This window comes from Actinomadura sp. NTSP31, from assembly GCF_041951385.1.
GTDB lineage: Bacteria > Actinomycetota > Actinomycetes > Streptosporangiales > Streptosporangiaceae > Spirillospora > Spirillospora napierensis.
Genome location: NZ_JBGNUT010000012.1, coordinates 70,291 through 82,708 on the forward strand (window position 1 = coordinate 70,291; position 12,418 = coordinate 82,708).

The following is a 12,418-nucleotide window of genomic DNA, read 5'->3' on the forward strand; positions in this document are numbered from 1 at the left end:
CTTCCGCTCCCCCCCCTCGGCGCGCCGCCGTCAGGCCGGCGGCACAACCCGCTGGTACCCGGCTGACCAGGGCACATGCGTCCGGCGCGGCGAAGGGGGGCCGGGCTCACACCGGACGGGCCCCGATGGCCTCGATGATCCGCGGGCGCAGCTCCGCCGCGCGGATGACGGCGTCGACCGAGCCGACCTCGACGGCGCGCCGGATGTCGTGCACCCGGTCGAACTCCGCGGCCACCTCGCCGAGCTTCTCCGCGCGGACCGAGGAGCGGAGCTCGTCCAGTTCCGCGGTCAGCGTGGCGGCGCGGACCGGGCCGGTGGCCGCCGCGACGCGGGCCTCCAGGTCCCGGACGCGCGGGTCGGCGGCGGTGCGGGCGTCGACGTCCCGGCTGAACACCGCCGCGGCGGCGGGGGCGCCGCCGAGCACCGAGGCGAACGAGCCCTCCAGCGCGAACACGGTCATGTTCGGGTTCAGCGCCTTGGAGAACACCACGAACGCGCCGCCGTGGTACCGCGAGATCACGCAGAACACGATGGGGCCGCGGAAGTTCACGACCGCGCGGCCGATCTCGGCGCCGTACTCCAGCTGGAGCTTGCGCATCGACTCCGGCGAGCCGTCGAAGCCCGACAGGTTCGCCAGCACCACCAGCGGCCGGTTGCCGCTGGCCGCGTTGATCGCCCGCGCCGCCTTCTTCGACGAACGGGGGAACAGCGTGCCCGCGGTGTAGGCGTCCGGGCCGTCGGTGGGCGGGAAGCCGCGCCGCGGCACCGCCCGCGACTCGATGCCGAGCAGGCACACCGGCGTGCCGCCCAGGTGGACGTCCTGGACCACCGCGGTGTCCGCGTCGGCCATGCCCGCCCAGCGCTCCAGCACCGGGTGGTCCTGGTCGGACAGCGCCCGCATCACGGTCCGGATGTCGAACGGCTTCTTGCGGTCCGGGTTGGCCTCGGCGGAGAAGATCTCGCCGACGGTGGCGAAGTCGCTGCCCTCCACGACGTGCGGGAAGTCGGAGACGTCCCGGTCGACGGGGTCGGTCGTGACGGCCCGGCGCGGCGCCTGCTCGCCGGGCGCGACGTAGGTGTGGTCGTAGTGCGCCATCAGGATGTCCCGGGCGGCGGTCAGGTTCGGCGCCCAGTACTGCGCCTGCCCGTTCGGGCCCATGACCCGGTCGTAGCCGCCGATGCCGAAGTTGTCCTCGGCCGACACGCCGCCGGAGAAGTCGAGCGCCTGCTTGCCGGTCAGCACCATCGCCGAGTCCGGCGTCATCACCAGGACGCCCTTGGTGTGCATCAGCATCGTCGCCTCGGCGTTCCAGTACGGCTGGGCGCCGACGTTGATCCCCGCGACCACGATGTTGATCTCGCCGCCGTCCTGGGTGAACTCGACGATCCGCTTGAGGGCCGCGGCCACCCAGTCCATGTTCTCGGTGCCGGACTCCATGGAGATCCGGGCGCCGGCGGACAGCGCGTACCACTCCAGCGGCACCCGCATCCGCTCGGCGAGGTCGAGCGCGGCGATCACGCGGCGGCACTCCGGCTCCGACAGCGCGCCGAGCGCCTTGGTCGGGTCGCCGAGCAGCACGACCCGGGTGACGCCCTCCGGGTGCCGGTCGGTCCGGGTCGTGACGACGCCCGCGACCATCGCCGCGGTGTTGCGCCCCTTCGGCCGGTCGACGGGCACCAGGGCGTTGTCGTCGTCTAGGTCGTGCTCGACGAAGTCGCCGAGCATCCCGGTCAGCTCGTACGGGTAGACCGTGTTGCGGGCGCTCGCGCGCAGCACCTTCTGCCGGTAGCCGTCGACCGGTTCGATCGGCTCGTCCGACGGCTCCCCGATGGTCAGCTCGGCACCGCCGGCGGCGTCGAAGGACAGCCGCACCGCGATCTTGGTCAGCTCGCCGGTGCTCCGGTCGCGCTGCCGCCCGATGAGCAGGATCTCCTCCAGCCCGGCGCCCGCGGTCGTCGGCAGCACGCGCCCGACGATCGTCTCCAGCTCCGCGCGGGTGAGGTCGATCGGCGGCCAGACGTACAGCACGATCCGGTTGGTGTTGAAGCGGTTCTTGGACGGCCGCCGCGACTGCGCGCGGCGGATCGAGTCGAGGCAGGTGGCGATGGAGTACTCGGCCATCGGCAGGGTGGCGAGCCGGCCCTCGTTGTCGCGCAGCTCGGTCAGGTCCCGCACCTGCGCGAACGCGACGAGGCGGTCGTCGGACGGGTTCTCCCGCGCCACGCACTGGAAGAGGTAGACCTCCTCGTCCGCCGACGGCAGCCGGGTGAGGTCGAACCTGCCCAGCCGCTCCAGCTGCATCCGCTGCGCGATGTGCGGGTGCAGCCCGCGGATCAGCCGCTCCTCCGCCATGCCGGTGGTGGACGGGCGGAACGTGAAGTGGTGGTGCATCACGTCGCCGGCGCTGCCCGCGACGGTGGCGGTGAGCCGGCGGACCTGCCGCGGCAGCGGATGCTCGGCGATGACCTCCTGCAGCGCGGCCGCCATCGCGTCGAAGTCCTCGGGCTGGTTCTCCCAGGCGAGGTAGATGTCGGCGTCGAGGGCGTCCTCGCCGCCCGCCAGCTCGGCGAGCCCGTCGAGGGCGTCGCCCAGCGACTCGAACCGCACGGCGGCGGACACCAGGGACGACCCGGCGCGCTCGGCGACCACGAACCGGCAGCCCGCGGTGTCGCCGTCCCGGCGGGGCACGACCACGGTGCGGACGCCGGTGAGGCCCTTGTTGCCGTAGTACCGCCGGGTCAGCACCTCCAGCATGACCGAGTTGTCCTGGTCGTGGCGGACGAGCCGCTGCCCGAGCAGCCGCACCAGCGGCTCGGTGCTGCGCACCATCTCGGCGATGCGCTCGGCGCGGTCGGGGGCGTCGGGGTGCGCGTCGAGGTGGCGCAGGTGCCGGCGGACGCCGGCGTAGACGCGGGCGCGGTTGCGGCGCAGCAGCGGCTGGGCGAACCAGGCGAACACCACGCCGCACGCGAGGTCGTAGACGACGGGGAAGCGCACCTGCGCCGCGGCGACCAGCCGTTCCAGGGCGAGGCCGACGGGCTCGCGCAGCGACTCGTCCGGCGGCGGCTCCTGCAGCCACGCGCGCAGCAGCGCCAGCACGACCGCGGCGTCGGCGGACGCGCGCTGCTGGGCGAGGAAGATCCGGAACACCGCGGCCTCGAGCTCGGGCGTGCGCTCCAGGTCGGTGATCCCGTAGTGCCCGAGCGCGTTGGCGAGCTTGGCCTGGAACGCCTCCGGCAGCCCGGCCCGCTCGACGTCGAGGCTCTGCAGGTAGGTGTGGAAGTACTCGCGGGCGCTGTGCACGTGGCCGCCGTCGGCGCCGTCGCCGGCGGCCGGGGCGTCGCGGCTCAGCGCGGCGAGGTCGGCGAACGCCTCGACCAGCGCGAGCTCCGCGGCCAGCGGGCTGCGGCCGTCCGCGGCGGCGGCGCGGCGCGCGGCGAGGTAGTCGTCCAGGGCCCGGCGCTCGTCGTGCGGGTCGGCGTCGAAGCCCAGCAGCCGGCAGCGCAGGTCCTCCCGGGCGCGGGCGGCGCGCTCCGCCGCCGGGACCGCCGCGGGCGCGGCGGGCAGGTCCAGTTCGACGGTGCCGGCGGCGGCGTCCTCGGCCTCGTCGGCGTCGGCGAGGGGCTCCAGCCGCAGCAGCGGCGCGCCGGTCTCCACCTGGCCGCCGACGGAGACGAGGCACTCCTTCAGCCGCGCCTTGAACGGCGCGCGCAGCACCGTCTCCATCTTCATGCTCTCCAGCACGAGCACCGGCGCGCCGGCCTCGACCTCGGCGCCGACCTCCAGCGGCGTCGCGACGACCAGCGCGGGCGCGGGCGAGCGGACGACGCCGCCCTCGTCGCGGCTGACGCGGTGCGTCACGCCGTCCACCTCGACCAGGTGGACCGGCCCGTGCGTGCCGGTGACCAGGCGGTACCGGGCGCCGTTGACCACGATCTGCCCGGTGTGCCGGTCGAAGCGGTCCAGCTCGACGACGGCGGTGCGGACCTCGCCGTCGCCCGCCTCGATGCCGGCGCGGAACCGCTGCGCGCCGACCCGCGCGACGCGCACCCGGTAGCCGGCGCCGCGCAGCTTGAGCTCCAGCGGCCGGCCGCTCTCGTGCCGGACCTGCGGGCGCCCGCCGGACGCCGTCGACAGCAGCTGCCGCCGCCCGGCGGCCTCCTCCGCCTCGTAGGCCTCGATGGCGGCGGCCGCCAGCGCGACGGCGGAGTGCCGGTGCGAGACGAGCCCGCCCTCGGCGCGGACGCGGTCGATCCAGCCGGTGTCGGCGCTGCCGTCGATCACCTCGGGCCGGTCGAGCAGGTCGAGCACGAAGCTCTTGTTGGTGGCGCCGCCCTCGATGATCACGGTGGTCTCGGCCATCGCGCGGCGCAGCCGGCCGAGCGCCTCGGCGCGGTCGCGGCCGTAGGCGATGATCTTGGCGATCATCGAGTCGAAGTCGGCGGGGATGGTGTCGCCCGCGCCGACGCCGGTGTCGACCCGGACGCCGGGCCCCGCGGGCAGGTCCAGCCGGGCGATGCGGCCCGGGGACGGGGCGAAGTCGCGGTCGGGGTCCTCGGCGTTCAGCCGGGCCTCGATGGCGTGCCCGCGCTCGGCCGGCGGCGCGCCCTCCAGCCGTCCGCCGGACGCCACGTGCAGCTGCGCCCTGACCAGGTCGAACCCGGTGGTGGACTCGGTGATCGGGTGCTCGACCTGGAGCCGGGTGTTGACCTCCAGGAACGCCAGGAGGTCGTCGCCGGGGTGGTAGAGGAACTCCACGGTCGCCGCGCCGCGGTAGCCGACGGCGACCGCCAGCCGCTCGGCGGACGCCTTGAGCTCGGCGACCCGCGCGGGCGGCAGCACCGGCGACGCCGACTCCTCGATGATCTTCTGGTTGCGGCGCTGCACCGAGCAGTCGCGCACGCCGAGCGCCCACGCGGTCTCGCCGTCGGCGATCACCTGGACCTCGACGTGCCGGGCGCCGGTGACCAGGCGCTCCAGGAACACCACGCCGCTGCCGAACGCGCGCGCGGCCTCCTGGCTGGTGCGCTCGTAGGCGTCGTCGAGCTCGGCCTCGCCGGTGATGACGCGGATGCCGCGCCCGCCGCCGCCCGCGGTCGCCTTCAGCATCAGCGGGTAGCCGATCCCGGCCGCCGCGGCCCGGGCGGCCTCCAGGGTCTCGACCGCGCCGCGGCTCCACGGCGCGACCGGCACGCCGACCTCCTCGGCGATCAGCTTCGCGCCGATCTTGTCGCCGAGCCGGCGCATCGCGTCCGCGCTCGGCCCGACGAAGGCGACGCCGATCGTCTCGCACAGCTCCGCGAACGCCGGGTCCTCCGCGACGAAGCCCCACCCGACCCAGGCGGCGTCGGCCCCGGTCTCCACGAGGGCGCGCTCCAGCGCCTTCAGGTCCAGGTACGGGCGCGCGGACGCGGGGCCGAGGTCGTAGGACAGGTCCGCCTCGCGGACGAAGGTGGCCGTGCGGTCCACGTCGGTGTACAGGGCGACGGTCTCGATCCGCGTCCCGGTCTCGGCGGCGATGTCCCGTACGGCGTGGATGAGCCGCATGGCGGCCTCACCACGATTGACGATGGCGACACGACTGAACACCCGACCGAGCCCTCCTGTAGACCACGATGTGCGCCGGGAAACGATGGCTCTCGGCTGTGCCCACCCTTCCGGTTACCCGCGGGTAGCTCCATGTCGCTGACATCGCACGCTGCGCCGCCGGAGTTGTGGGAATCGTGCAAAGCCCCACCGGCCGGCGACCGCCGCCCGGCCGCCCGGGACGGGCTACGAACCGGCGGCGACCTCGGCGTCCGGGACGCGGAGGGCGATCAGCGCGAGGTCGTCGATGCCGGCGGTCGGGAGATGGGTGAGCAGACCGTCGCAGAAGGCCGGCAGCGGCCTGCGGGCGAGCAGCCCGGCCTCGTGGCAGAGCCGGTCCAGGCCCGCGCTCAGGTTCTCGCCGGGCCGCTCGACCAGGCCGTCGGTGTACAGCAGGAGCGTGCAGCCGGGCATGAGGTTCAGGGCCGCGCTGTCGTAGGGCCCGTCGTAGAGCAGGCCCAGGCCGAGGAGGGGATTGGAGGCTTCCTCCAGCAGGCGGGAGCGGCCGTCCGGGCCGACCAGCAGCGGCGGCGGGTGCCCCGCCGCCGCGTAGTCGAGCCGCAGCTCCCCCGGCCCGGACTCCTGGACGCGGGCCAGCGCGCAGGTCGCCGAGCCGTCGGGGATCAGCGTCTCCATCGCGATGTTCAGCCGCCGCAGGATCCGCCCCGGCGGCTCCGGGCGGTCGACGATCAGGGCGCGCAGGATGTTGCGGAGCTGGCTCATCGCCACGGCGGCGGCCAGATCGTGCCCGGTCGCGTCGCCGATCGCCAGCACGACCGCGCCGTCCGGCAGGACGAACGAGTCGTACCAGTCGCCGCCCACCTCGGCGGTCGCCGGACTGGCCCGGTACCGCGCGACGATCTCCAGGCCGGGGACCACGGGCGGCTCGGCGAGCAGGCCGTGCTGCAGGGCCAGCGCCACCCGCTGGGTGCGCTGGTACTCGATCGCGCTGCTCAGCGCGTCGTGGGCGTGGTCGAACATCTGCCGCATCAGGTCGACGTCGTCCTGCCCGAGCGGCTGGCGGTCCCCGCAGACGGCGGCGGTCACCACGGCCGCCACCGTCCCGTCCACGGCCACCGGCATCACCACCACGCTGTTGGCGTTGGACGCGGCCAGCCAGGCGGTGGTGCCCTCCGGCAGCATGTCGGCGGGCGGCCGCCCCGGCGCGAACGTGTGGTGCAGCGGGCGGCCGCGCTGCACGGTCCGGGTGAACCCGCTGTCGGCGGGGTACCACTCCTGGCCGAACGGCGGCTGCCGGGGCATCCCCTCCCGCGCGGCCGTGGCGACGCGCTCGGTGAGCAGCGGGGCGCCGTCGGGCCGGTCGACGTAGTCCGGCAGCAGGTGCACGCCGCAGCCGTCGGCGAGCGCCGGCACGATCACGTCCGCCACCGCGCCGAGCATCTCGCGCGGCCCGGTGTGCTCGGCGGTCGCGGCGGCGGTGCGGTCGAGCAGCCGCCGGCGGCGGTCCCGCCGCCACCGCTGCTCGATGTCGGCGCAGGTCCCGACCCATTCGACCACGTCGCCGGCCTCGTACACCGGCGCCGCGTTGACCTCGAAGTGCCGGTAGTCGCCGCCGACCGTCCGCAGCCGGTAGACGTACCGCCAGGGTCGGGCCTGCGAGATCGCCCGCTTCCACGACCGCACGGCCGCCTCGCGGTCATCGGGGTGCAGGGCCCGCGTCCAGCCCATCCCCCGGAACCCCTCCCAGGTCTGGCCGGTGACCCGCTCCCAGCCCGGGCTCGGTTCGACGGGCTCGCCCGCCGTGTTCGTCACCCACACGATCTCGGCGCTCACCCGGATGAGGCTCTGGAACCTGCGCAGGACGCGGCGCTGCTCGTCGGCGGTGGCGCCGGCCCGCCGGACCGCGGCGACGTGGTCGGTGACGTCCACCGCCACCGACAGCACCGCGGGCCCCTCCCCGGGCGCCCGGGACAGGCTGAAGGAGAAGAAGCGCTCCTCGTACCCCCGGTCGGGGAAGAACAGGCTCACCGGGGCCTCCTCGAGGGTGACCGGCTCCCCCGTCTCCAGGACGCGTTCGAGGAGGCCGAAGTAGCCGCGCTGCACGAGGTCGCGGAACGCCTCGCGGACCCGCTGCCCGACCGGCCGCTCCCCGAACATCTCGCGGAAGGCGTCGTTGGTGTAGGCGAGGCGGTGGTCCGGCCCGGCGATCAGGGCGACCGCGACCGGCGCCCGGTCGAACACCTCCAGCGCCAGGCCGCCGTCCCCGCGCGCCCGGTCACCGCCCAAGGCGCCTCCCCCAAGTCGCCGTCCGGACCGCTATCGGCTCCCCCTCACCTCAACATACATCGCGGCCGGTCAGATGCTCTTGAGGGCGTCGATCACGCTGAGGAGGTGGCGGCGGGCCGCGCGTTCCGCCGCGGCCGGGGCGCGGGCGCAGATCTCGTCGATGATGGCCAGGTGCTCGGCCACGGACACGCCGGGGCGGCCGGGGACCAGCGCCAGCTGGAACTGGTGCCGGACGTTCTGGGCGCGCAGCCGGCCCAGCACCCCGGCGGCGGTGCGCTGGCCGCTGATCTCGACGATGCGCAGGTGCAGCGCCTTGTTCAGCTCGGAGTACTCCAGGACGTGGCCCTGCGCGACCGCGCCGCGCATGGCCGCGCCGAGGCCGCGCAGCTCGGCGATCTCCGCGTCGGTGACGCGCTCGGCGGCCTTGGCCGCGCACAGCCCCTCGACCACCATGCGGATCTCGGAGATCTCGATCGCCTCCGCCACGGTCACGGCGCGGACCCGGGCGCCGCGGTTCTGCACGCGCTCGACCAGGCCCTCGTTGGTCAGCTCGAACAGCGCGGCGCGCACGCTGCTGCGGCCGACGCCGAACATGTCCGACAGGTCCGCCTCGACCAGCCGCTGGTTGGGGGCGAAGTCGCCCCGGACGATGGCCTCGCGGATCGCGCCGGCGACGTCCGGGCGTCCGCCCCCGGGGGCATCCGTGGTCTGCTCGTGCGCTGACATGCTTCCTCACTCGCGGCCTTCGCCGGGCGCGCGCCCGCCGCGTCGCCGCGTGGATCGTCGAAGGATCCGGCGACCGATTCTAGGGCCCGCCGCCCGTCCCGCCTCCCCGGCGCCGCCGCGCCCGCGGGCACGGCGGCGCCGGGGCCTCACTCCGCCGGCCGGTGGCCGTCCTTGGCCTGCTGGACGAGCTTGTAGATGCGCGCCCGCAGCTCGGCGAAGCGCGGGTCGGACCGGGTGGTGAGCTGGTCGCGCTCGTCCGGCAGGTCGACGGCGACCTCCTCCAGGACGACCGTCGGGGAGTTCGACAGGACGATGACGCGCTGCCCGAGGTACACCGACTCGTCGATGTCATGGGTGACGAACAGGACGGTCACCCCGAGGCGCTTCCACAGGGCGCGGACGAGGTCCTCCAGGTCGGCGCGGGTCTGCGCGTCGACCGCGGCGAACGGCTCGTCCATCAGCAGGATGTGCGGTTCGTAGGCGACCGCGCGGGCGATGGCGACGCGCTGCTGCATGCCGCCCGACAGCTGCCAGGGGTGGGCGTCGTGGACCTCGGCGAGGCCGACGGCCTCCAGCGCCTCGTCCACGAGCCGCCGCCGTTCGGCCTTGGCGGTCCGCTTCTCCTTCAGCGGGCGCTCGACGTTCTGCCGCACGGTCATCCAGGGGAACAGGCTGCGCCCGTACTCCTGGAAGACGACGGCCATGCCGGCGGGCGGGCCCGTCACCCTCTCCCCTTCGAGCACCACCTCCCCGGAGGTGCAGCCGAGCAGGCCCGCGACGCAGCGCAGCAGGGTGGTCTTGCCCGCGCCGGACGGCCCGACGATGCAGACCAGCTCGCCCGCGCCGACGGTGAACGTCAGGTCCCGGACGGCTTCGACGGCGCGTCCCCGGCCCTGGTAGACCTTCTTCAGCCGGCGGACGTCCAGCAGGGCCGCGGAGGTGTCCGGGCGCCGCGCCCCGCCGGTCGGTGCAGTGGTCATCTCGAGCCCTCCCGCTGTGCCCGGCGCAGGCCGGTGTACCAGCGCAGCACCCGCGCCTCCACGATGTGGAAGGCGGCCGACAGGGCGATGCCGATCAGCCCGAGCAGGATGATCCCGCTCCACATCTGTGGGATCGAGAAGCCGCGCTGGAACTGGATGATGGTGAAGCCGACGCCGTTGCTCGCGGCGAACATCTCGCTGATCACCATGAGGATGATCCCGATGGACAGCGCCTGCCGCGCGCCGGCGGTGATCTGCGGGCTGGCGCCGCGCAGCACCAGGTGGACGAGCCGCGAGCGCGGGCGCATCCGGTAGCAGCGGGCCGTGTCCCGCAGCACCTCGTCCAGCGCGCGGACGCCCTCGACCGTGTTGAGCAGGACGGGCCAGACGCAGCCGGAGACGATGACGAGGATCTTCATCCCGTTCCCGATGCCGGCGAACAGCATCAGGATCGGCACGAGCACGGGCGACGGGATCGCCCGGAAGAACTCCAGGACCGGTTCGAGCAGGGCCCGCAGCACCCGGACCGAGCCGATCGCGACGCCGAGGCCGACGCCCAGCGCCAGGGCCAGCAGGTAGCCCGCGAGCAGCCGGCCCAGGCTGGGCAGCACGTCGCCGGTGATCCGGCCGTGGAACCAGGTGTCGTCGAACGTGCCGAGGATCGTGCCGAGCGGCGGCCAGAAGAAGTCGGTGCTGTCCGCCGTCGCCACCCACCAGGCGGCGACCAGCACGACCGGCACGCCGAGCAGCAGCAGGACCCGGCGCACCGCGTCCAGGACCGTCACGAGACCACCTCCCGGCGGACGGAGGGATGCCAGCGCAGCACCCGGCGCTCGACCGCCCGCACGATCACGTTGACCACCACTCCGATCAGGCCGACGACGATGACCAGGGCGTACATCGAGGCGACCGCGTTGGAGCCCTGCGCGACCGCGATCTGCTTGCCGAGCCCCGGCGACCCGATGACGAGCTCGCCGGTGATCTCCAGGATCAGCGCGACCGCCGCGGCGAGCCGGAAACCGGTCATGACGTACGGCAGCGCCGTCGGCCACAGGACGGTCCGTACCTGCGTCAGCGCGCGGAACCGGTACGAGCGGGCTGTCTCGCGGGCCACCGGGTCCACGTCCCGCACCCCGTAGAGGACCTGCACGAGGACCTGCCAGAAGGAGGCGTAGACGACCAGCAGGAGGGTCGAGCGCATCGTGGTGCCGTACAGCAGGACGGCCAGCGGGATCAGCGCGACCGACGGGATCGGGCGCAGGAACTCGATCGTCGACGACAACGCCGCCCGCACCAGCGGGAGGCCGCCGATCGCGATGCCCAGCACCACGCCCGCGGCGGTCGCGACCGCCAGCCCGATCGCCCATCCGCGCAGCGTCTCCAGCAGCGCGCGCCAGAACGCGCCCGTCCCGGCCTCGTCGGCCAGCGCGGAGACCATGTCGCTGAAGGGCGGCAGGAACCGCTTCTCCACCAGCCCCGCGCGGGGCACGGCCTCCACCAGCGCCATCAGCGCGGCCAGGCCGGCGAGGCCGAGGAGCCAGCCGGGAACGGTGCGGTGACGGCGTCCGCCCCAGCCGTCCCCCACGGCGTCCGCCGTCACCGCCGCCGTCACGGCAGCAGGTCCTTGACGTCCGGGGCCTTCTCGACGAGCCCGTCCTGCACCGCGAGGTTCTCCAGCGTCTGGAGTCCGGCCTGGTCGACCTGGGCCGGGAACTTCGGCAGCGTGAGCGCGCTCGCCACCGACGTGTCGATCTTGGTGTAGGTGCCGAGGATCTTGCGCACCGCGTCGGGGTTCTGGTCGGCGTACTGCAGCGACTTGCGCATCGCCGCCGCGAACCGCTTGACCAGGCCGGGCTTGGACGCGGCGGTCTTCTGCGAGGTGAAGTAGGCGGCGATGCTCAGGTTCGGGGCGGTGTCGACGTAGTTGGACGCGACGAGCCGCCCGCCGTTCTTCAGCGCGGTGGTGAGGAACGGCTCGACGACCTGGACCGCGTCCACGTTCCCCTTGTCGAGCGCGGCGAGCATGTCGGGGAAGGCCAACTCGGTGAACTTCACGTTCTTGGGGTCGCCGCCGGCCTTGCGGATCGAGGCGCGGACGGTCGTGTCGTTGATGTTGTTCAGGGTGTTGACGGCGACGCGCTTGCCGACGAGGTCCTTGGCCGTCCTGATCGGGCTGCCGGATTTGACGACCACCCCGCCGAAGTCCTTCTTGCCGGCGCCGGTCGAGGCGTTGCCGGGCGCGACGACCTTGAGCGGGAGGCCCTTGGACCGGGCGAGGACCAGCGAGGTGTAGTTGCTGAACCCGAAGTCGACCTGGCCGCTGACGACGGCCGGCACGATCGCCGCGCCGCCCTGCGCCGTCTCGAACTGGAGCTTCAGCTTCTGCTCGGCGAAGAAGCCCTGCTGGGCCCCGAGGTAGATGGGCGCCACGTCGACGATCGGGATGACGCTCACCTTCACCGTCGCCGGGCCCTTGCCGGAGGCGCCGGAGGAACCACCGCCCCCGCCGCACGCTGCCGCGAGGAGGAGTACGGAGGCGGCGGCCAGAGCCGCCCGGATTCTGTTCACAGTGCTTCTCCTGGGCGTCGGTCGGGTGGGGGACCCCTCTGGCGTGACGGCGATGCTAAGGACCGGCGGACAAGATTGTCAACGATTTGGGAACCAAAGTGGCGGCGCTTCTCGGTGTCCAGTTTCGGTCGCCCGTGGCCTGGCAGCGCCACACCCCCTGGCAGCACGCGTGGGCTCTGGACTTACATCCCGACTTTGTACTCCAGATTGCTTGTTTGATTGTCACCATTTTTGTAGCATCCGCCCTGCGGTTCACCCGGCCGCGGCGGCCGCCCGCCGGCGGCGGGCCCGCCCTTCCGAGGAGGCGGTA

General features: G+C 73.9%; 7 protein-coding genes. All 7 read right to left on the bottom strand.

The genetic code is table 11. The features are described 5' to 3' along the window. Window positions 1–106: 106 nt before the first annotated feature. The 7 genes from ACA514_RS21340 to ACA514_RS21370 all read right to left on the bottom strand — a co-directional run bounded on the left by ACA514_RS21340 (window position 107) and on the right by ACA514_RS21370 (window position 12,108). A complete protein-coding gene (locus tag ACA514_RS21340) occupies window positions 107–5,590 on the bottom strand; it encodes a carboxyl transferase domain-containing protein (RefSeq protein ID WP_375042951.1) in 5,484 nt (1,827 codons plus the stop codon). Between the two features lie 183 nt (window positions 5,591–5,773). Then, window positions 5,774–7,834, bottom strand: a complete 2,061-nt coding sequence (locus ACA514_RS21345) for a SpoIIE family protein phosphatase (RefSeq protein ID WP_375042952.1) — start codon at window positions 7,832–7,834, stop codon at window positions 5,774–5,776. A 69-nt stretch (window positions 7,835–7,903) separates the two neighbouring features. After that, window positions 7,904–8,560 (bottom strand): GntR family transcriptional regulator, encoded by a 657-nt coding sequence (locus ACA514_RS21350; RefSeq protein ID WP_375042953.1) that lies wholly within the window; start codon window positions 8,558–8,560, stop codon window positions 7,904–7,906. A 146-nt stretch (window positions 8,561–8,706) separates the two neighbouring features. Further along, the gene (locus ACA514_RS21355) at window positions 8,707–9,540 is read right to left on the bottom strand and encodes an ABC transporter ATP-binding protein (protein WP_375042954.1); all 834 of its coding nucleotides are present in this window, start codon (window positions 9,538–9,540) and stop codon (window positions 8,707–8,709) included. Then, the gene (locus ACA514_RS21360) at window positions 9,537–10,325 is read right to left on the bottom strand and encodes an ABC transporter permease (protein WP_375042955.1); all 789 of its coding nucleotides are present in this window, start codon (window positions 10,323–10,325) and stop codon (window positions 9,537–9,539) included. Before ACA514_RS21360 ends, ACA514_RS21355 begins: the two co-directional genes overlap by 4 nt. Then, on the bottom strand, window positions 10,322–11,152 hold the full coding sequence (locus tag ACA514_RS21365) for an ABC transporter permease (protein WP_375042956.1): 831 nt from the start codon (window positions 11,150–11,152) through the stop codon (window positions 10,322–10,324). Before ACA514_RS21365 ends, ACA514_RS21360 begins: the two co-directional genes overlap by 4 nt. Continuing rightward, window positions 11,149–12,108, bottom strand: coding sequence for an ABC transporter substrate-binding protein (locus ACA514_RS21370; RefSeq protein WP_375042957.1), 960 nt, complete (start codon window positions 12,106–12,108; stop codon window positions 11,149–11,151). The genes ACA514_RS21365 and ACA514_RS21370 overlap by 4 nt, the downstream gene beginning before the upstream one ends. Window positions 12,109–12,418 lie beyond the last annotated feature (310 nt).

Bases quoted from the DNA above. Each gene is read 5' to 3' on its own strand.
- ACA514_RS21350 (WP_375042953.1), bottom strand. From the start codon at position 8,560: ATGTCAGCGCACGAGCAGACCACGGATGCCCCCGGGGGCGGACGCCCG.
- ACA514_RS21355 (WP_375042954.1), bottom strand. From the start codon at position 9,540: ATGACCACTGCACCGACCGGCGGGGCGCGGCGCCCGGACACCTCCGCG.